Source organism: Cyanobium sp. Aljojuca 7D2, from assembly GCF_024346415.1.
Lineage (GTDB): Bacteria > Cyanobacteriota > Cyanobacteriia > PCC-6307 > Cyanobiaceae > Cyanobium_A.
Genome location: NZ_JAGQCX010000001.1, coordinates 75,991 through 94,692, shown reverse-complemented (window position 1 = coordinate 94,692; position 18,702 = coordinate 75,991). Strand labels below are relative to the sequence as shown.

The window sequence follows — 18,702 nt, the reverse complement described above, 5'->3', positions numbered from 1 at the left end:
GGTGTTGGCTGAGTCGGGAATCGCCCCTTCTCGATGGCAATCCACCAGGTTACGGCGCCGAGGGTCAGCTGAATCCGCGGTCGCCGGCGAACAGATACCGCACCAGGCTGAGCAGGAGCACGATCAAAAACAACGCCAGGCCTATCGTGCAGGCGTAGCTGATCTCCAGCTCGGCGAAGGCCTGGTCGTACACGTAATAAACCAGCGTGCGCGTGGAGTCGGCCGGTCCTCCCTGGGTCATCAGGTAGACCTCCTCAAACACCTTGGTGGCGGCAATCGCCGAAATCACCGCCACCAGGGTGATGTAGGGGCGCAGCAGGGGCAGGGTGATGTCGAGGTGCTTGCGCAAGCCCTCGCTGCCATCGAGCGCCGCCGCTTCGTAGAGGTCGGGGGAGATGCCCTGCAGGCCGGCCAGAAAGATCACCATGTAGTACCCCAGGCCCTTCCACAGGGTGACGAGCATCACCGAGGGAAGCGCCAGCAGGGGCGAAGTGAGGAAACCGATGGGCTGAAAAGTGCCGGGCAGAAGCGCGCTCAGCCAGCCGTCGCGCAGAAGCGCGCTCAACCAGCCGTTGATCAAGCCGTTTTCGGCGTAGATCCAGCGGAAGGCGATCGCCGCCACCACGATCGACACCAGCACCGGCGTGTAAAAGGCGCCGCGGAACCAATGAATCCCCGGCAACTGGCGGTTGACCAGCACCGCCAGGGCCAGGGCGCCGAGCACGATCGGCGGCACCACCCCCACCAGATACAGGAAGGTGGTGCCGGTGACCCGGAAAAACATCGGATCGGCCAGCAGCCGCCGCACGTTGGCCAGGCCCACGAAGCGCAGAGGCTCACTCACATCCAGACCGGCCTGGCTGACGCTCATCACCAGGGCCATCGCCGCCGGGATCAGCACCGACAGCCCGATCAGCACCAGGGCCGGAAGCAGAAAACCCCAGGCTGTGGCCGTACGGGGAGCGGAGACAGACATGCACGACACCGGTTCGCTCCATTGTGGAACCCGCGCCGCAGAGCTGTCCCAGGGGCGGCTTTAGCCTCAGGAACCGCCCGCCCCTTCCGATGACTGCGATCCCAGCCGCCTGCCCGCTGCGCACCATCGCGATAGAGCTCAGCGCCAACCCCTACCCGGTGGTGATCGGCGCCGGCGCCTTGGCCGGCCTGGGCGAGCAGATTCGCGCGCGGGGCTTCAAAGCCGGCACCAAGGTGCTGATGGTGACCAACCCCGTGGTGCAGGAGCACTACGGCGCCACCGCCCTGGCCAGCCTGCAGGCCGCCGGCTTCGAGGCCAGCACCCTGGTGATTGAGGCGGGCGAAGACCAGAAAACACCCGCCACCGTGGGGCTGATCCACGACGCCGCCTTCGCCCGCAAGCTGGAGCGCGGCTCCCTGATCGTGGCCCTCGGCGGCGGCGTGGTGGGCGACATGGCGGGATTTGCCGCCGCCACCTGGCTGCGAGGCATCGCCGTGGTGCAGGTGCCCACCACGTTGCTGGCCATGGTGGATGCCGCCATCGGCGGCAAGACCGGCGTCAACCACCCCGGCGGCAAAAACCTGATCGGCGCCTTCCACCAGCCGCGGCTGGTGCTGATCGACCCCACCACCCTTTCCACCCTGCCGGAGCGGGAATTTCGAGCCGGCATGGCCGAGGTGATCAAGTACGGCGTGATCGGCGACGCCGAGCTGTTTGCTGCGTTGGAGGCAGCCGGCAACCTCAGCGCGATGGCAGCGGTGGGGCCCGAGCTGCTGCAGACCCTGCTGGAGCGCTCCGCCGCAGCCAAGGCCCGTGTGGTGGCCGCCGATGAACACGAGGGCGGCCTGCGGGCGATCCTCAACTACGGCCACACCCTGGGCCATGTGGTGGAAGCCCTCTGCGGCTACGGCACCTGGCTGCATGGCGAGGCGGTGGCCATCGGCATGGCCGCCGCCGGCGAGATCGCCTTGGCCATGGGCCTCTGGAGCGCTACCGAGCAGCAACGCCAGCTGGCCCTGATTGAAGCGGCCGGCCTGCCCCACCGCTGGCCGGAGCTCAACCCCGAAGCGGTGCTCACCTGCCTGCAAGGGGACAAGAAAGTGCGCGACGGCCAGGTGCGCTTCGTGCTGCCCACAGCGATCGGCAGCGTGGAGATCCGCAGCGACGTGAGCGAGGCGACCATCCGCCAAGCGCTCTACGCCTCCCCGTAGGCGTCTTCCAGGGCCGTTTCCAAGGTGGTAATCAGCAGCACCAGGGCCGCCCGGGAGTCGAGGTCGGGGCCGGTCACGGCAGAGATCCAGTGATGGCAAAGCTCCTCGATCTGCTGAAACAGATCGCCGCCGGCAGCCAGGGTGGCCATCACCCGCTCCACGCTCTGCTCATCGGCCTCCGGCGGCAAGCCCACCACGTAGCGGCGACCGTCATCGCCGACATAGGTGAGCTGGCCCTGCTCATCCAGCACCGGCGTGGCATGGGGAGTCACCGGTGGCGGCGGCTCCACCTCAAAACCGTCTTCGTCTCGGTCTCCGGGTTGATCCGTGGGTTTGTTCACCATCACCCAGGCCCGGCTTTTCTCCCTCCTAGCTAGGGCCGCCAGCCCGGATTGCCAATCGTCTGAGGGCGCCGATCAGCAGCCCTGATCCTTCCGCGGTTGGTGACGGACGGAACCTTGCACCCTGGCGCTGCCCTGGGCATGGTGAGAGGCCCGGACGGCCGCGCGATGAGCTGGAGCGAACTGGAACGGTTGGTGGAAGACGCCGAAGCCGACACCACGGTGCAACGGGCGCTGCGGCACTGCCGCTCCCAGCAGGAGCTGGTGCTGGCCTCCCGCCAGCTGGGCTATCGCATCACCCGTGTCGACCTGCTGCGGGCCTGGCAACTCCACTGCCGCGAGCAGCCCCTGCGCCAGGGAAGGGGCTGATCAGGCGTCACGCCGATCCAGGGCATTGCGGGGTGGATGGCCGTCCCCGCGCAGCAGCAGACGCTCCCAGCGGTTGAGCTGGCGCAGCAGCAGCGCCGTGAAGCCCAGGGCCACCAGCAGGCCAACGCGAGCTGCGGCTCCCGGCAGCCAGGCCGCCAGCACCAGCTCGAGCCCCAGGGCCACCAGCACCAGCGGCCGCCAGCGGCGCACGCCCCGCAGGGCGCCGGAGCAGGCCCGGCAATGGCGGGTGTGGCTGTCGTAGCGGTCCATCAAGGCCGCCCGACCCCAGCGGGGAGGAAGGGCGCTGCCGGGAGCCGGTGGTCCAGCGATGGTGTTGACCCAGTTGTGCAGCGCCTGCACGTAGACATCGGCGCTGGTGGGCAGGAAACAGGCCTGGGCGAAGGCTCCGCTGCCGCCACGCCGGGCCAGGGCCCGCTCCTGCCAGTGCAGGAACACCTGGTCGTCTTCCAGCACGATGTGGTTGCCAAGGTGCTGCAGCCACACCGGCCGGGCCCGCAGCAGCAGGCGCGGCAGCGCCGAGCGGAACTGGAAGGGAAAGCGGGCAAACAGGCGGCATTCCCCGGCCCGGATCGGCGTGGCGTACACGACGGTCATGAAGCGGGCGAACCCCTGGGCGGTGAGGTCGTGCCACATCAGGCCCGGGGCCACGAAGGTGGTGAACTGGCTGCCGAGCTTGCCCCGCCGCGGCCCCTCCGGCCAGGTCAGGGTGAACCCCTCGGGCCCGGAGCTGGTGAGCTCGGCGGCCACCGGCGCGGCGTTCTGGCGGCGGCCCACGGTGCGGTGGTGGGTGAAGGGCACGTGGCTCACATCGAGCACGTTTTCCAGCAGGGTGAGGGCATCCATCGGCAGGTCGCGGAAGGTGTCCTGCACCAGCCAGCCGGGCTCCTCCAGCACCGGCACCAGGGGCAGGGGCACCCCTGCAGCCCGCTCCGGCTCGCCGGCGAACACGAACAGCAGCCCCTGGCCGCTGGCCGTGGCGTAGGAGCGGCAGGCACTGCGGGCACTGGCGCAGGCGGTGGCACCCGCCCCGGGGTCGGCCTGGGGGATGGCGGTGCAGCGGCCCTCGCCGTTGAAGCTCCAGCCGTGATAGGGGCACTCCAACTCACCCCGGCCGTTGAGCCGGCCTTCGCTGAGGGGCACGAGCCGGTGGGGGCACACGTCGGCGAAGGCGCGCCACTGGCCGGCGGCAGCGTCCCACCAGAGCACCAGGTCCTGCTCCAACAGGGTGAAGGCCGTGGGTTGGCGGGGATCCAGATCCTGCAGGTAGGCCACCGGATACCAGCGCTGCTGCCAGTGCTCCTGCCAGCGCTCCTGGCTGGCGGGAGCAACGGTGGGGGACACAACCATGGAGAAGCCGCAGAGGAAACGAAAGGGTTGGCCGTGATGATGGCGCGCCCTAGCTGGAGGCCGCTCAACTCGAAGCCGAGGTGTAGGAACGCTGGGCGAAGCGCCACAGCAGCCGGCTGCCGGCCAGGCACAGCGCCGCCACCAGCAGCGAACCGATGGCCCACAGCGCCGAGCCCCGGCCCAGCAGCGCCTCGGCCGGCACGGTGGTGAGGAAGGCCACCGGCAGCACAAAGGTGAACAGCAGCCGCAGCGCTGGCGGATAGGCGCTCACCGGATAGCGGCCGGCCACCAGGGTGTAACGCAGCACCTCGGTGGCATTCCACACCTTCACAAACCAGATGCTCAGGGCCGCCAGCACAAACCAGAGGCTGTAGAGGATCGCGAGGGCAGCCAGCAGCAGCGCCAGGGGCAGCAGCACGGCCCCGGGCGCGCGCAGGCCCGCTGCAGCCTCGGGGCCGCCCTGGGCCAGGGCCCAGCCGATCAGCCCCAGCCCCGCTGCGATCGCCGGCAGGCCCCAGGGTGACACCGTGCGGGCCGAGAGCCAGAACTGGCTGTCGATCGGCTTGAGCAGCACGTAATCCAGGGTGCCCGTCTGCACGTGGCTGACGATGCGGCTGAGGTTGGGCTGCAGCACACAGGTGGTGAAGCCATCCAGCAGGGTGTAGAGCCCCAGCACCACCAGCGCCCCGCTCCAGCTCCAGCCCCCCAGGCTGGGGCCGCCGGCAAACAGCAGCTGCAGCACAAACAGGCTGCCGGCCAGGTTGCCCAGCACCGACACCAATTCAATCGCCGCGTTGAGCGGATACTCCAGCTCGGCCGCCAACGAGGTGCCCCAGAAGCAACGCAGGCTGCGCCAGTAGCGCTTCATGCTTCAGGCCCCCATCGCCGAGTAGCGCCGCAGGCCGGCCCGCCACAGCACACGACTGATCGGCCACAGCAGCAGACACCAGGCGGAGATGGCGCCGAATCCCAGCGCCACATTCACCGGCTCACCGGCCAGCAGCCGGGCTGGGAAATCCACCATCCAGGGAAAGGGTGTGGCCAGGGCCAGGCGCCGCACTGCCGGCGGGAAGGTGTCGAGCGGGGCCACCAGACCGGAGAGAAACAGGTAGGGGATCAGCAGCAGGCGATCCAGCGCCGCCGCCCGCTCGCTCCAGAAGCAGAGGGTGGTGACGATCACCTGCAGCACGAAGCGCAACAGGAAGGCCGCCTGAATCGCCAGCAGCCCCAGCAGCAGCTCAGCGGGCGACGGCCACCACAACACCCCCGGTGCCGCCAGCCCCACCACCAGCAGCATCAGCAGCACAAACGGCACCCGCGTGGCCTGCTCGCTGAAATGGGCCGCCAAGTAGCGCCACAGCGGCGCCAAGGGCTGCAGCAGCAGGGGCGAGAGCCGACCCTGCAGGGCGTCCTCCTCAAACACGTGGATCAGCCACACCACCGTGAACTGGCGCACCACAAACGCCGCCAGGAAGTAGTGGCTGAGCTGCTGAGGCGTCAGGCCCGCCGCTACGCCGGCGCCTGAGCCGCTCCACACGCCCAGCATGATCAGGGGCAGCACGCCCGAGAGGGCCCACAGGGCGATCTCGGCCCGGTATTCGAGCATCAGGGCGTACTGGCTGCCCAGCAGCGCCCGCGCAACCCGCCAGGCCCAGCTCATGGCTGGCCTCCCGCCGCCGCCCCTGCCGCCGCCGAAGCCTCCCCGCGCTGGCGAAACAACCCACCGATCAGCTCCTCGATCGGTGGATCACTCACCTCCAGATCCACCACCGCAAAGCGCTCCAGCAGCACCGCCACCCGCTCGGTGAGCTGCGCGCGCGGCACCAGCAGCCGCACCTGGTGGCCCTGGTGCGCCTCGATCACACCAAAGCCCGCGAAGGCCTCGGTTGGCTGGAGGTCGGCCAGCTCCAGCCGCACCTGGCGGCAGGGGGCCAGCCGCTGGGTGAGGTCGGCGAGGGAGCCATCGTGGAACAGCTGACCCTGGTGAATCAGCAGCACCCGCGGGCAGAGGGCGGTGATGTCGCCCATGTAGTGGCTGGTGAGCAGCACGGTGGCGCCGGTGCGGCGGTTGTAATCGGCCAGGAAGTCGCGCACCCGCGCCTGGGCATTCACATCCAGCCCCAGGGTGGGCTCATCGAGAAACAGCACAGAAGGCCTGTGCAGCAGCGCCGCCAGCAGCTCGGCCTTCATGCGCTGGCCGAGTGAGAGCTTGCGCAGGGGGCGCTGCAGCTCGGGCCCCAGCTCGAGCATCTCGGCCAACTCGCCGATGCGGCGCCTCGCCTCGGGCTCCTCAATGCCATACACCGCCGCATTCACCCGCAGCGAATCGAGGGCCGGCAGGTCCCAGATCAGCTGCTGACGGTTGCCCATCACCAGGGTGATCTGGCGCAGGAAGGCCGCCTGGCGGCGCCAGGGCTCGTAGCCGGCCACCTGCAGCGCACCGCCACTGGGATGGATCAGGCCGGTGAGCATCTTGAGGGTGGTGGTTTTGCCGGCGCCATTGGGCCCCAGGAAGCCGACGATCTCGCCAGGCTCGATCGCAAAACTGATCCGATCCACCGCCACCACATCCCGGTGGCGGCGCCGCACCAGATGCCGCAGGGTGCCGGCCAGCCCAGGCTGCTTCTCGCTGATCCGGTAGGTCTTGCTCAGCCCCCGGGCCTGAAGGATGGGCCCCGCCACAGTGCACCGCTGATGGAGCAACCGTAGTCAGCCCACTGCAGCCCCGAGGCGAGCAACATGGACCTGGCGTGAATGAGCAGCAGCAATGGGCCTGGTGGCGGTAACGGGAGCGTCTGGCAAGACCGGCTGGCGGGTGGTGGATGAAGCCCTGCGGCGGGGCCTGGCGGTGCGGGCGATCGTGCGGCCCGGCTCGGTGCTGCCGCCAGCCCTGGCGGAAGCCGAGCAGCAAGGGCGGCTGGAGGTTCGGCGGCTCGATCTCAGTGCCACCGAGGCCCTCCATGCCGCCCTGACCGGCTGCGAGGCCCTGGTGATCGCCACCGGTGCCCGCCCGTCGGTGGATCTCACCGGGCCGCTGAAGGTGGATGCCTTCGGCGTGCGCGACCAGATCCAGGCTTACCAGGCGGTGGGGCTGCGGCGGGTGGTGCTGGTGAGCTCCCTCTGCGCCGGCCGCTGGCAGCACCCGCTGAATCTTTTTGGCCTGATCCTGGTGTGGAAGCGCCTGGGCGAGCGCTGGCTCGAGCAGAGCGGCCTCGACTGGACCGTGGTGCGGCCCGGCGGGCTCAGCGAAGACGACAGCCGGTGCGAGCGGGAAGGGGTGGTGTTCAGCGGACCCGACCAGCAGGAGAGCGACAGCATTCCCCGCCGGCTCGTGGCCCGGGTGTGCCTCGATGCCCTCTCCACGCCGGCCGCGATCGGCCGGATCATTGAGATCACCAGCAGCCCCAGCCAGCCAGCCAAGCCCCTCAGCCAGTGGCTGACGGCCCAGGCTCCCGGCTGAAGCGGGGCGCCTCCAGGGGGACGGCGCGGCCGTAGGCCAACCAGCGAAACTCGCCAAGAGCCCGCGGATCCACCAGCCGCAGCAGAGCCTCACGCCGGGCCAGCAGGGTGGCGAGCTCGGTGGCGTTGCCCTGCTGCAGGCCATGCAGGCGTTCCGCCAGCCCCAGAGCCAGCAGGGCCTCCCCCTGGCGCGCCTGGCCCAGGAGCTGCCAGCCACTGGCGGCGGCAGCGCCATCCACGCTCTCGATGCAGAGGTGGGCGGTGAGATCCCAGGCGCCCGGATCCCCCAGGGGATCGTCGCTGGCCTGCTGGCCCCGGTAGGCCATCAATGTGCCGTTGCTGCGCTGGGGGGCGTAGTAGCGCCAGGCCTCCAGGGCGTAGTCGATCACCAGCAGCTGGCCGGCCGTCAGGGCGGCCGCCGCCTCGGCCAGCCAGGGGGCCAGCCCGGGGTGCAGCTCGGTGCTCCAACCCGGCGGGCGCTGGGGGGAGGGGGGCAGGAGCCCCAGGGGGTCGAGTTGGGCGGCCGCGTCCGGCTCCAGGGGCGCGCCGGGCTCCAGCCGCAACGAGGGCTCGCCATCCGCCCCCTCGTGCAGGGCCACCACCTGCTGGCGCCAGAGCGCCCCGTCCCAGGTGATCCGCTCCACCGCCAGGGCATCGAGCACCTCGTGGGCCAGCATCACGCCGCGCACGGGAGCAGCCGCCAGCTCCGCGAAGCTGAGCCAACGGCAGGGCAAGGGGCACGCCTGCAGCAGAGCTCTCTGGCGCTCGGCCATGCCGGCATTGGGCTCCACCAGCACCAGCTCAAGGCGCTCCGCCAGCTGGGGCCAACCGGCGGCCAAGGCCTCGGCCAGCTGCAGGGCCAGGCTGCCTTCGCCAGGACCCGTTTCCACTAGGGCCAGGGGGCCGGGGGCAGCGGCAGCCAAGGCCTGCAGCCAGTCGGCGAGCTGGGGAGCCAGAAGGGCCGCGAAATCAGGGCCCAGGGAGGGGGCCGTGGCGAAGTCGCCCGCCGGACCGATGCGTAGCCGGCCCGCCCCATAGGCGCCGTGCAACGGATCGTGCAACACCCACTCCATGTAGGTGCGGAAAGGCACCGCCCCGCCGGCGGCCTCAAGGCGCTGCAGCAGCCAGGTGGGCACGGCGCCGCTCGTGCTCGGATTCACGCTCGGCCGCCTGTTCAGGGAGAATGCATCTTCCCTGAGGCCGGTGGATGGGTCGCGTTCTGACTGCTATGAAAAAGGCCCTGACAAAGACCCTGACTACGACCCTGGCCTCGCTGCTCCTGGTGCTCACCTGCTGGCTGGGCGTGGGCATCGCGCCGGCCTTCGCCTACGACAACCCCGACCTGCTGCCCGACCACCCCACCCCGGTGATCGACCTGGCCAAGGCCCTCACCGATGGCCAGCGCACCAGCCTGGAGGACAACCTCAACCGCTTCGAGGCCGACACCGGCTGGAAGCTGCGGGTGCTCACCCAGTACGACCGCACCCCCGGTCAGGCGGTGAAGAGCTTCTGGGACCTCGATGAGCGCAGCCTGCTGCTGGTGGCCGATGAGCGCGGCGGCAACCTGCTCAATTTCAACGTGGGCGATGCCCTGTTTGCGCTGATGCCGCGCACCTACTGGGTGGAGCTGCAAACCCGCTACGGCAACCAGTACTACGTGCGCGACAACGGCCAGGATGCGGCGATCGTGGACGCCCTGACGGCGGTGGAAACCTGCCTGGTGCAGGGCGGCTGCCAGGTGGTGCCGGGTCTGCCGCGGGAGCAGTGGCTGCTCACCCTCTCCACCTCGGTGCTGGGGGGGCTGGTGGTGGGCTTCGCCGCCTATCCCCGCAAAGAGGGGCGCAAAGTGGAATGGGCCTGGGTGCTGCTGCTCTCGCCCCTTTGGCTGATTCTGTTCGGCGCCCTGGGGCTGGGTCCGATCGTGACCCGCACCAGCGATCTACTGCCGGTGGCCCGCAACACCCTGGCCTTCCTGGGGGCAGCGCTCGCTGCCTACCTGATCGCCGGAGCCACCGTGGGCAAGGCCCGCCTGCGGGACTCAGAGTGAGCTGGTGCGGCTTCTGGGCCCGAGGCGGTCAAGGCTCTCGAGCTGACAGCGCAGCGAGGTGGCCGGGGTGCAGGCCGGTTTCGGCGGTTCGACGGCGGCAACGGTGAGCTGGCCGCGCAGGCGCGCCAGGTTGTCGTCGTAGAAGCGCTTGAGGTCATGGAAGCGCTTCACCGGCTGCCCGTAGTAGCTGTGACCCGCCAGGGTCGGGAAGCTGGCCCACTCCGGCGCCAGCTTGGCGGCCAGCAGGGGTGTGAACAGGCCTTGGTCGGCCAGAGCCAGGGCCCCGCGCCGCTGGATCAGAAAGATGGCGCCCTGATCCTGCACCTGGGGACCGAACTCAGCGATGCCCAGGGAACGGGACACCAGATTCCAGGTGAAGGGCATGAACTGATAGGCGCCAGCGGCCGCACTGGCGTAGCGGGCCGTGCGCACCACCCGATCGGGGTGGCGCTCGAGCGACGGCATCAGGCCACCGCCAAACATGATGCGGTAACCGATGTCGTCACCGCCCGCCCAGGTGCCCTCGGCGAAGCGAATGGTGTTGAGCAACGCCCGACGCTCGGGCGTGATCGCGAAGATGCGCGGCGGCGGCGGCGGCAGGGGCAGCGCCATCGCCGTGGGGGGATGGGCCTGGATCAGCGCGGCAGCAGATGGTTGCTCGGCAGCGCCGGCTCCAGGGGCGACGAGGGACAGAAGGGCCAGTCCGGCCATGCCAGCCAGCACAGAGCGAGCGGAATGGGAGCTGGGGCAAGACAGGGTCATACCGGAGCGAATCAGACGGCAAAACCGCCACCAGGCGGCCAAAATTGAAAAAGCGAGATAATTTTTTGGTTCGTGCCAATTTGCCTACCAAACCCTGCCAAATCGACAACATCAGTGCCAATCGCACAAGTGTCCATTGGTGTCAACAATCACCTTGAACGGTTCAGATCACTGACAGTGCCAACCTTTGTCGTCAAAAATCAAAATTGATCTTGGCCAGCAGCCCCGTGCTGGCCTCAGAAGAATCGCTGGACCGCAAAGGTCTCGATGACCTGGGCCGCCTGGACGTTGCCATCGGCAGCCAGGGGGGCTCCCTGGGGCGGCAACAACGGCTGATCCAGTTGCCAGTCGCCGCTACGGGCCTGCTCCTGGCTGAGCAGGCGGTGCCAGCCATGGCGCACCAGGGCCGCCTCGAGCACCGGGGCCTCGGCAAAGCCGTCGCGGTGCACCAGATGCACCCCCACACCGGCACTCAGGGCTTCACAAAAGGAGCTGTAGCCCGGTTTGGTGAGCAGCCGCCCGCACAGCCCCATCACCTCCAGGGGCCGCACGCCTGGGGGCAACAGCCGGGCATTGGGGGCCTCAGCCAGCGGGGGATCGGAGGTGATGAACACATGGTCGGGCCAGCGACCCAGCAGCTCCGGAGCCAGGTTCAGGCCGAGCCCACCGAAACTGATCAACACGCAACGCTCTCGATCAGACGGCAGGCCCAGCTGCTGGGCCAGGGCCGCAGGGTCGAGCCGGGGCTGGCCGGCCGTTAACCCGACCTCCACCTCAGGGATGTCCCAGTCCATCGGCATGGCCAGGGGGCAGCGCAGCAGCAGATCACCCTGGCGATAGGCCTCCAGGCTGCGGCGGGCCCAGGGTTGAAACGCCGGCCCCATCGGGCCGTAGATGGACTCCCAGCCGAAGCTGGCCAACCAGATCAGCGGGGCACCCACCCGCCGGGCCAGCTCGGCGGCAGCCGGCGGCACGTCCCCCAGCACCAGCAGCGGCTGCCCCTGGGCCACCAGCCAGGCCGCTTCGGCGGCCCACTGCTGGGGCAACTGGGCATCGAGGGCCGTCAGGGCCGCCAGGGTGGCCTCCGGATCCGCGCCCAGGGCATCGGCCTGCACCACCCCCACATCCCAGCGGCAGGGGCGACGTTCAAACGGCACCGGCCCCAGGGCCGTGCGCAGAAAGGTTTCGGGCAGCGCCGTGGACAGCACCAGCCGCCAGCCGGGTTGCCGCTGATGCAGGGCCGTGAGCACAGCGGCGGTGCGGGAGCCATGGCCGAAGCCATGGGCGCTGATGCAGGCAACGATCAGCACGGTGCCAGCTGGGCGGCTTGGCTGGGGGCCTGCCAGAGCCGCTCCTCGTACAGCAGCTCACCGCCCAGGCCATACCAGCGGTGACTGGCGCTGCGCAGCTCCTGCCCGACCAGCTCAACCCAGCTGAAGTGGCGCAGGGCATGACCGGCGCCGTCGGTGCCGTGACGGGGCACGCAGGCGGTGTTGAGGTAGGCGGTGCCGGCCCGGTCGCGGCAGAAGCTCTGGCGCGCCCCCTGCCCCCGCCTGAGCGCATGGTGCATGTGGCCGAACACCACCAGGGGCACGGAGCGGCGGCGGCGGATCTGCTGGATCGCCAGGGAGAGGTCGAGGTCGCCCCAGTCGCAGGCGGGGGGCTTCCAGTCGCGGCCGCAGGGGGAGGCGGCGTCGCTACCGAGGCCGGAGGGGCCGCTGTGGCCCAGGAGCACCAGGGGCCAATCGGCGGGAGCGGCGGCTGCGGCGGCCGTGATCCGGTCCGCCGACTCCTGCAGGCTCACCGGCCCGCAAGCCGCCTGCACCGCCCGGGAGAGGTTGTAGCCGCCACCGGCCGTGCCAGGCCGGCCCCCCACCACGGCCAGACCCGGCGGGCTGAGGGCCCGCAGCCGCCAGCCGCAGTGCACGTCGCCCAGCAGATCCATCTGGCGCTGCAGGGTGCGGCCGGAGGCGTCCTTGCCGGCGTCGTGGTTGCCAAGGATGCAGGCCACCGGCAGCGGCAGCTGGCGCAGCAGCGCCGGGATCCGCTGCTGGCCATCGCTGAGGTCGCCCACCACCAGCAGGGCATCCGGAGCGAGCGTCGCCAGCAGGGCGTGATCGGTGTGGTCCCAGGCCCCGTGCAGATCACCGGCAATGGCGATGCGGAGCGTTTTCCCCCCGCCGGGTGCCGCCATCTCCGCTGCCTAGGCTGAGGCCATCCTGCATCAGTTGGGGGCCCGGGTTGGTTTTCGCCGCCATCCAGCACACACCAGCCGTCGACCTGCCCGGGGCGATCGCCGAGCTCAAGCGCCAGCGCAACGCCGTGATCCTGGCGCACTACTACCAGGATGACGCCATCCAGGACATCGCTGACTTCATTGGCGATTCCCTGGAGCTCTCCCGCAAGGCAGCCGCCACCGAGGCCGATGTGATCGTGTTCTGCGGCGTGCACTTCATGGCCGAAACGGCCAAGATCCTCAATCCTTCCAAAACGGTGCTCCTGCCGGATCTGGAGGCCGGCTGTTCCCTGGCCGACACCTGCCCGGCCGACGCCTTCGCCCGCTTCCGTGCGCAACATCCCGACCACATCGCCGTGAGCTACATCAACTGCTCGGCAGCGGTGAAAGCCCACAGCGACCTGATCTGCACCAGCAGCAATGCGGTGGATCTGGTGCAGCAACTGCCCGCCGATCGGCCGATCCTGTTCGCCCCAGACGAGAACCTCGGCCGCTGGGTGCAGGCCCAGAGCGGCCGGGAGCTCACCCTCTGGCCCGGCAGCTGCCAGGTGCACGTGGCCTTCAGCGAGCAGGCCCTGCTTCAGCTCAAGCTTGAGCATCCGGACGCCGAGGTGCTGGCCCACCCCGAATGCCAGCAGCACCTGCTGGATCTGGCGGATTTCATCGGCTCCACCAGCGCCCTGCTGCGCCGCGCCGAGGCCAGCCCCGCCAGCAGCTTCATCGTGCTCACCGAGCCGGGGATCCTGCACCAGATGCGGCTGAAGGTGCCGGGCAAAACTTTTTATGAGGTGCCCGGCGCCGACGGCTGCAGCTGCAACGCCTGCCCCTACATGCGCCTCAACACCCTGGAGAAGGTGTGGCAGTGCCTGCACGACATGGCACCGGAAATCGTGCTGGACGAGGAGCTACGGCTCAAGGCCCTGGCGCCGATCGAGAAAATGCTGGCCATGAGCCGCTGAACCCACCGCCTCTGAGTCAGTAGCTGTAGTTGGCCACAAACAAGCTGGTGTCGTCGGAGGGCTCGCTGCCGGGCTCGTAGACGCCGCGGCTGGCCGCTCCGTTGGCGCGGGCCCGGGCCAACAACGCCGCCTGGCCGGCCGCCTGATCCGTGCCGTCCCAGTGCTTGAGGCAGGAGTGCTGCAGGGCGCGACCGTAGGAGAAGCCCAAGTGCCAGGGGGCGCCCTCCTGGGCCGCCACCTGATTGATGGCGTTGAGGCAGAGGCTGGCGTCCTCCTCGCTGAGGCCGCCACTGAGGAACAGGATCGCCGGCACCGCTGCAGGCACGGTGCGGCTGAGGGTGCGCAGGGTGAATTCCCCCACCTCCTCGGCGCTCGCCTGCCGGGGGCAGTCGGCGCCGGGGCAGGTCATCGAGGGTTTGAGCAGGCTCCCCTCGAGAAACACACCATTCATCGCCAGGGCTTCGTAGGTGGTGCGCAGAACCCACTCCTGCACTGAGGCGGTGGTGGTGATGTCATGGTCGCCATCCATCAAGATCTCAGGCTCCACGATCGGCACCAGGCCGTGCTCCTGCACCGTGCGGGCGTAGCGGGCCAGCCCCCAGGCGTTCTCACGCACCGCCAGCTCCGATGGCGCGCCGCTGGCACTGATCTGCAACACAGCGCGCCACTTGGCGAAGCGCGCCCCACGGGCGTAGTAACGGGCTGCGCTCTCTCCCAGGCCCTTGAGCCCGGTGCACCAGCTCTCGCCGGGCACCCCACCAGCCAGGGGTTCCACCCCCTGATCCACCTTGATGCCGGGCACGATTCCCTGGTGCTGAAAAAGCTCCACAAGCGGCACGCCGCCAGCCGCAGCGGTGCTGTCTTGAAAGAGGGTTTCCTCGTAAAGGATCACGCCGGAGATGTGGTCGCTGAGGCCGGCGGTGGTGGCCAGAAGGCTGCGGTAGGCGCGGCGGTTCTCCTCGGTGTTCTCCAGGCCGATGGCCGCGAAGCGCTTGCCGATGGTGCCGGTGGATTCATCCGCCGCCAGCAGCCCCGTGCCTGGGGCCGCCAGGGCCGCAGCGGTGGCGGCGAGCTCATCGCGGAAATCATCCAGGGCCATGGCGGCTGCCGTCGGGGGATCCCTGGCTAGTCGGGCCGCCGCTCATCGTCAACGGTGGACTGGATGGGAAGGCAGGGGGGTGGTCGGGGCAGGGAAGCCACGTGTCGCCACGCTGCCTAGGGTGCCCGAGCCAGGTCATTCACTCCCTCGGCTACCCATGCGCACCATTGCTTTCGCCAATGGCGACCGCATGCCCCTGCTGGGACTGGGCACCTGGAAATCGGCTCCTGGTGATGTTGGTGCTGCGGTGCGGGAAGCCATCCGGCTGGGCTACCGCCACATCGACTGTGCCAGCGTCTACGGCAACGAGCCGGAGATTGGCGAGGCGATCCGCAGCGCCATCGATGCCGGCGAGGTGCGGCGCGAGGAGCTGTGGATCACCTCCAAGCTCTGGTGCAATGCCCATGGCCGCGACAACGTTGAACCGGCGCTGCGCCGCAGCCTCGGGGATCTGGGCCTGGCTTGGCTGGATCTCTACCTGATCCACTGGCCGGTGCCGATCAAGCCCGGCGTGGCCTTTCCCTCCAGCGGGGAAGATTTTCTACCACCGGCGCAGGGGCCGCTCAGATCCACCTGGGAGGGGATGGAAGGGGCCCTGGAGGCTGGGCTCACCCGCCATATCGGCGTGAGCAATGTCTCCAGCCGCAAGCTCCACGATCTGCTGAGCCACTGCCGGATCCGGCCGGAGGTGAATCAGGTGGAACGGCACCCCCTGCTGCAACAGCCGGCTCTGCTGGCCGACTGCGCAGCCGAGGGGGTTCACATCACCGCCTATTCACCGCTGGGCTCTCGCGACCGTCCAGCCGCCCTCAAGGGTGCCAATGAACCCGAGCTGCTGGCGCACCCGGTGATCAGCGCGATCGCCGCGGAACATGGCTGCAGCCCCGCCCAGGTGCTGATCGCCTGGCAGCTCCAGAGCGGCATCTCCACCATTCCCAAGTCGGTGAGCCCAGCGCGGCTGCGCGAGAACCTCGCGGCAGCAAAGATCGAACTGATGCCAGCCGATCTCGCGCGGATCAGCGAGCTTGATCAGCACCTCCGCCTGGTGGATGGATCGTTCTGGCTGATGGAGGGCAGCCCCTGGTCGCTGCAGAGCCTCTGGGACGAACCTTGATCCCCGGAGCCCACCGCATCAACCGACCGTTCCCATGCCCCTTCCCCCCGGCAGCCTGCTGGAGCTCACCCCCCAGGGCCTCTACTGCCCGGCGGCGGCGGCCTGGGTCGACCCCTGGCAGCCGGTGCCCCGGGCCCTCATCACCCATGCCCATGCCGACCACGCCCGGCCCGGCTGCGGCGAGTACTGGGCCATCGGCGCCAGCGAGTCGATCCTGCGGCAGCGCCTCGGGGCCAGCATCAACCTGATCCCAGTCGACTACGGCCAGGCCCATCGCATCGGCGGCGCGCGGGTGTCGTTCCACAGCGCCGGCCACGTGCTCGGCAGCGCCCAGGTCCGCCTGGAGGCAGGCGGCGAAAGCTGGCTGGTGAGCGGCGACTACAAGCGCTGCGCCGACCCCAGCTGCACGCCGTTTGACCCCGTGCAGGCCGATGTGTTCATCAGCGAGGCCACCTTCGGCCTGCCGATCTACCGCTGGCAGAGCGGCGCCGCGGTGGCCCGGGAGATCCTGGCGTGGTGGCGGGCGGCGCCGGAGCGCCCCTCGCTCCTGTTTGCCTATGCCTTCGGCAAGGCCCAGCGGCTCCTGGCTGAGCTGGCGGCCATCGGTGTCCAAGACGAGATCCTGTTGCACGGCGCCGTGGAGGCGCTGATGCCGGCCTACCGCGAGGCCGGTGTGGTGCTGCCGCCCACGCAGCCCGTGAGCGCCATCGCCAAGGGCGAATCCCTGGCAGGCCGGCTGGTGATCGCCCCGCCCTCAGCCCACCGCTCGCCGTGGATGAAGCGCTTCAAGCTGCCGCAAACGGCGTTTGTGAGCGGCTGGATGGCCGTGCGCGGCGCCCGCCGCCGCCGGGGCTATGAGCGCGGCTTCGTGATGAGCGACCATGCCGACTGGCCCGGCCTGATCGCCAGCGTGAACGACAGCGGCGCCCGCCAGGTGTACGTGACCCATGGCAACAGCGATGGCCTGGCCCGCTACCTGCGCGAGGTGGAGGGGATCAGCGCCGAGCCGCTGGAGGGGGGCCATGGCCCCAGCCGCGAAAGCCCAGACCCCGCCGCCTGACCATGCGCCGTTTCGCCGCGCTCTACAGCGAGCTCGATGCAAGCAGCGGCACGGGTGCTCGGGTCGCAGCCCTGGCCGCCTACTTCTCCAGCGCCGATCCGGCCGATGCCGCCTGGGCCCTGCACGTGCTGCTGGGCAAACAAGGCAAGCGGCTGATCACCGGCCGGCGGCTGCGCCAGATCTGCCTGGAGGGCTCCCCCATCCCGGAATGGCTGTTCGACGACTGCTACGCCCACGTTGGCGACTCGGCCGAAATCATCGCGCTGCTTTGGCAGCCCTCCAACCAGGAGGCACGGGCGGAGCGCCCCCTCCACGATTGGATGGGGGAGCTTTTACCTGCCGCCGCAGCCCTGGACGGGGTCGCGCAGGCCGAAGCGGTGCGGCAGCTGTGGCGGGGCCTGAGCCCCGGCGAGCTGCTGGTGGCCAACAAGCTGCTCACCGGCGGCCTGCGGGTGGGCGTGGCCCAGGGCCTGGTGCTGCGGGCACTGGCACGCCTGAGCGGCCTGGAGGAAGCCCTGCTGCAGCACCGCTTGATGGGGGGCTTTGAAGCCAGCGCCGAGGCCTTTCTGGCCCTGCTGGCCCCAACCGACCAAGGCGCAGCGCTGCCCAGCCGCCCCTATCCATTTTTCCTGGCCGCACCGCTGGAACTCCCCGACGCCGCCGCTCCTCTACCCGGCCCTTCCAGCGCCTGGCTGGCGGAATGGAAATTCGACGGCATCCGCGGCCAACTGATCCGCCGCAGCGGCGAGAGCTTTCTGTGGAGCCGCGGCGAGGAGCTGATCAACGCCGCCTTCCCCGAGCTGATCACGGCGGCCGGCTGCCTGGACGAGGGCACCGTGCTCGACGGCGAGGTGCTCGTGTGGCCCCAGGGCACCGAGCGCCCGGCCCCCTTTGCCCAACTGCAGCGTCGCCTCGGCCGCAAGGCACCGGGCCGCAAGCTGCTGGCGGAGTGCCCAGCCAGCTTTGTGGCCTACGACCTGCTGGAGCGAGGGGGCGAAGACTGGCGCCCCAGGCCCCTGAGCCAACGCCGGGCCGCCCTGGAGGAACTCCACCAGCAGCTCCAGCAGACGACACCCACCCCGGAAGCCGGGCTCCTGCGCCTGTCCCCCCGGCTCTCGCTAGACAGCTGGACGCAGCTCGAGCCGCTGCGCCAGCAGGCCAGCGCCGCCGCCGCCGAGGGCCTGATGCTCAAGGCGCTGGAATCGCCCTATCTGGCCGGCCGCAAACGCGGCCACTGGTGGAAGCACAAGCGCGATCCCTACACGCTGGATGCAGTGCTGCTCTATGCCCAGGCCGGCAGCGGTCGCCGGGCCAACCTGTTCACTGACTACACCTTCGGGCTGTGGGATCGATCGCCGGCGGATCCCGGCCAACCCGCCCAGCTGGTGAGCTTCGCCAAGGCCTACTCCGGCCTCGACGATGGCGAGATCACAGCCCTGGATCGCTGGATCCGTCAGCACACCAGCGAGCGCTTCGGCCCGGTGCGGGCCGTGGAGCCCGAGCAGGTGTTCGAGTTGGCCTTCGAGGGGCTGCAGCGCTCACCACGCCACAAGAGCGGCCTGGCGGTGCGCTTTCCCCGCATCCGCCGCTGGCGCCACGACAAACCCGCCAGCGAGGCCGACACCCTCGCCACTGCCCTGGCGCTGCTGCAGCCCTGAGGCACCGCAACATCGTTCGCAACCTGCCCATCATGGGCTGAAC

The 18,702-nt window shown here is 69.7% G+C and carries 19 protein-coding genes; 8 read left to right on the top strand and 11 right to left on the bottom strand.

Annotated elements, in window-relative coordinates:
• Positions 1-64: 64 nt before the first annotated feature.
• Complete coding sequence (locus tag KBY57_RS00490) at positions 65-976, bottom strand: carbohydrate ABC transporter permease (protein ID WP_254993938.1); 912 nt, start codon at positions 974-976, stop codon at positions 65-67.
• Between the two features lie 98 nt (positions 977-1,074).
• On the opposite strand from KBY57_RS00490, the gene aroB reads away from it, so the two are divergent.
• Complete coding sequence (gene aroB, locus KBY57_RS00485; protein ID WP_409996384.1) at positions 1,075-2,187, top strand: 3-dehydroquinate synthase; 1,113 nt, start codon at positions 1,075-1,077, stop codon at positions 2,185-2,187.
• On the opposite strand, the gene KBY57_RS00480 is transcribed toward aroB, so the two are convergent.
• Complete coding sequence (locus tag KBY57_RS00480) at positions 2,172-2,528, bottom strand: hypothetical protein (protein WP_254993936.1); 357 nt, start codon at positions 2,526-2,528, stop codon at positions 2,172-2,174. The two genes, aroB and KBY57_RS00480, sit on opposite strands and share 16 nt — an antisense overlap.
• A gap of 102 nt (positions 2,529-2,630) precedes the next feature.
• Between KBY57_RS00480 and KBY57_RS00475 the strand changes: the two genes are divergently transcribed.
• Complete coding sequence (locus tag KBY57_RS00475) at positions 2,631-2,897, top strand: Nif11 family protein (RefSeq protein ID WP_254993935.1); 267 nt, start codon at positions 2,631-2,633, stop codon at positions 2,895-2,897.
• Here the strand turns inward: KBY57_RS00475 and KBY57_RS00470 are convergent, their stop codons facing one another.
• The 4 genes from KBY57_RS00470 to KBY57_RS00455 all read right to left on the bottom strand — a co-directional run bounded on the left by KBY57_RS00470 (position 2,898) and on the right by KBY57_RS00455 (position 6,935).
• A complete protein-coding gene (locus KBY57_RS00470) occupies positions 2,898-4,265 on the bottom strand; it encodes a Rieske 2Fe-2S domain-containing protein (RefSeq protein WP_254993934.1) in 1,368 nt (455 codons plus the stop codon).
• Between the two features lie 64 nt (positions 4,266-4,329).
• Complete coding sequence (locus KBY57_RS00465; protein WP_254993933.1) at positions 4,330-5,133, bottom strand: ABC transporter permease; 804 nt, start codon at positions 5,131-5,133, stop codon at positions 4,330-4,332.
• A gap of 3 nt (positions 5,134-5,136) precedes the next feature.
• Positions 5,137-5,925 carry an ABC transporter permease gene (locus KBY57_RS00460; protein WP_254993932.1) on the bottom strand — a complete coding sequence of 263 codons (789 nt, stop codon included), beginning with the start codon at positions 5,923-5,925 and terminating at the stop codon, positions 5,137-5,139.
• Positions 5,922-6,935 carry an ATP-binding cassette domain-containing protein gene (locus tag KBY57_RS00455; RefSeq protein ID WP_254994242.1) on the bottom strand — a complete coding sequence of 338 codons (1,014 nt, stop codon included), beginning with the start codon at positions 6,933-6,935 and terminating at the stop codon, positions 5,922-5,924. The genes KBY57_RS00460 and KBY57_RS00455 overlap by 4 nt, the downstream gene beginning before the upstream one ends.
• Before the next feature lie 97 nt (positions 6,936-7,032).
• Between KBY57_RS00455 and KBY57_RS00450 the strand changes: the two genes are divergently transcribed.
• Positions 7,033-7,725 carry an SDR family oxidoreductase gene (locus KBY57_RS00450; RefSeq protein ID WP_254993931.1) on the top strand — a complete coding sequence of 231 codons (693 nt, stop codon included), beginning with the start codon at positions 7,033-7,035 and terminating at the stop codon, positions 7,723-7,725.
• On the opposite strand, the gene KBY57_RS00445 is transcribed toward KBY57_RS00450, so the two are convergent.
• Positions 7,691-8,884 (bottom strand): class I SAM-dependent methyltransferase, encoded by a 1,194-nt coding sequence (locus KBY57_RS00445; RefSeq protein ID WP_254993930.1) that lies wholly within the window; start codon positions 8,882-8,884, stop codon positions 7,691-7,693. The genes KBY57_RS00450 and KBY57_RS00445 overlap by 35 nt on opposite strands.
• A 47-nt stretch (positions 8,885-8,931) precedes the next feature.
• Between KBY57_RS00445 and KBY57_RS00440 the strand changes: the two genes are divergently transcribed.
• A complete protein-coding gene (locus KBY57_RS00440; RefSeq protein WP_254993929.1) occupies positions 8,932-9,771 on the top strand; it encodes a TPM domain-containing protein in 840 nt (279 codons plus the stop codon).
• Here the strand turns inward: KBY57_RS00440 and KBY57_RS00435 are convergent.
• The 3 genes from KBY57_RS00435 to KBY57_RS00425 form a co-directional block, all read right to left on the bottom strand.
• On the bottom strand, positions 9,763-10,533 hold the full coding sequence (locus KBY57_RS00435) for a glycoside hydrolase family 104 protein (RefSeq protein ID WP_254993928.1): 771 nt from the start codon (positions 10,531-10,533) through the stop codon (positions 9,763-9,765). The two genes, KBY57_RS00440 and KBY57_RS00435, sit on opposite strands and share 9 nt — an antisense overlap.
• Before the next feature lie 236 nt (positions 10,534-10,769).
• Positions 10,770-11,843 (bottom strand): hypothetical protein, encoded by a 1,074-nt coding sequence (locus KBY57_RS00430; protein WP_254993927.1) that lies wholly within the window; start codon positions 11,841-11,843, stop codon positions 10,770-10,772.
• Positions 11,837-12,727 carry a TIGR04168 family protein gene (locus tag KBY57_RS00425; protein ID WP_254987132.1) on the bottom strand — a complete coding sequence of 297 codons (891 nt, stop codon included), beginning with the start codon at positions 12,725-12,727 and terminating at the stop codon, positions 11,837-11,839. Before KBY57_RS00425 ends, KBY57_RS00430 begins: the two co-directional genes overlap by 7 nt.
• A 47-nt stretch (positions 12,728-12,774) precedes the next feature.
• On the opposite strand from KBY57_RS00425, the gene nadA reads away from it, so the two are divergent.
• A complete protein-coding gene (nadA, locus tag KBY57_RS00420) occupies positions 12,775-13,728 on the top strand; it encodes a quinolinate synthase NadA (RefSeq protein WP_254993926.1) in 954 nt (317 codons plus the stop codon).
• A 16-nt stretch (positions 13,729-13,744) separates the two neighbouring features.
• Here nadA and KBY57_RS00415 read toward each other — a convergent pair whose 3' ends face one another.
• Positions 13,745-14,827 carry a class I fructose-bisphosphate aldolase gene (locus KBY57_RS00415; protein WP_254993925.1) on the bottom strand — a complete coding sequence of 361 codons (1,083 nt, stop codon included), beginning with the start codon at positions 14,825-14,827 and terminating at the stop codon, positions 13,745-13,747.
• Positions 14,828-14,984: 157 nt separating this feature from the next.
• Between KBY57_RS00415 and KBY57_RS00410 the strand changes: the two genes are divergently transcribed.
• From KBY57_RS00410 to KBY57_RS00400, 3 genes are read left to right on the top strand one after another with little or no spacing between them, the layout of a single operon-like run.
• Positions 14,985-15,941 (top strand): aldo/keto reductase, encoded by a 957-nt coding sequence (locus tag KBY57_RS00410; RefSeq protein ID WP_254993924.1) that lies wholly within the window; start codon positions 14,985-14,987, stop codon positions 15,939-15,941.
• Between the two features lie 34 nt (positions 15,942-15,975).
• Complete coding sequence (locus KBY57_RS00405; protein ID WP_254993923.1) at positions 15,976-17,001, top strand: ligase-associated DNA damage response exonuclease; 1,026 nt, start codon at positions 15,976-15,978, stop codon at positions 16,999-17,001.
• 2 nt (positions 17,002-17,003) lie between these two features.
• Positions 17,004-18,659 carry an ATP-dependent DNA ligase gene (locus KBY57_RS00400; protein ID WP_254993921.1) on the top strand — a complete coding sequence of 552 codons (1,656 nt, stop codon included), beginning with the start codon at positions 17,004-17,006 and terminating at the stop codon, positions 18,657-18,659.
• Positions 18,660-18,702 lie beyond the last annotated feature (43 nt).

Coding starts and splice junctions, on each gene's coding strand:
- KBY57_RS00490 (WP_254993938.1), bottom strand. CDS start 976: ATGTCTGTCTCCGCTCCCCGTACGGCCACAGCCTGGGGTTTTCTGCTT.
- KBY57_RS00470 (WP_254993934.1), bottom strand. CDS start 4,265: ATGGTTGTGTCCCCCACCGTTGCTCCCGCCAGCCAGGAGCGCTGGCAG.
- KBY57_RS00465 (WP_254993933.1), bottom strand. CDS start 5,133: ATGAAGCGCTACTGGCGCAGCCTGCGTTGCTTCTGGGGCACCTCGTTG.
- KBY57_RS00460 (WP_254993932.1), bottom strand. CDS start 5,925: ATGAGCTGGGCCTGGCGGGTTGCGCGGGCGCTGCTGGGCAGCCAGTAC.
- KBY57_RS00450 (WP_254993931.1), top strand. CDS start 7,033: ATGGGCCTGGTGGCGGTAACGGGAGCGTCTGGCAAGACCGGCTGGCGG.
- KBY57_RS00440 (WP_254993929.1), top strand. CDS start 8,932: ATGGGTCGCGTTCTGACTGCTATGAAAAAGGCCCTGACAAAGACCCTG.
- KBY57_RS00435 (WP_254993928.1), bottom strand. CDS start 10,533: ATGACCCTGTCTTGCCCCAGCTCCCATTCCGCTCGCTCTGTGCTGGCT.
- KBY57_RS00425 (WP_254987132.1), bottom strand. CDS start 12,727: ATGGCGGCACCCGGCGGGGGGAAAACGCTCCGCATCGCCATTGCCGGT.
- KBY57_RS00415 (WP_254993925.1), bottom strand. CDS start 14,827: ATGGCCCTGGATGATTTCCGCGATGAGCTCGCCGCCACCGCTGCGGCC.
- KBY57_RS00410 (WP_254993924.1), top strand. CDS start 14,985: ATGCGCACCATTGCTTTCGCCAATGGCGACCGCATGCCCCTGCTGGGA.
- KBY57_RS00405 (WP_254993923.1), top strand. CDS start 15,976: ATGCCCCTTCCCCCCGGCAGCCTGCTGGAGCTCACCCCCCAGGGCCTC.
- KBY57_RS00400 (WP_254993921.1), top strand. CDS start 17,004: ATGCGCCGTTTCGCCGCGCTCTACAGCGAGCTCGATGCAAGCAGCGGC.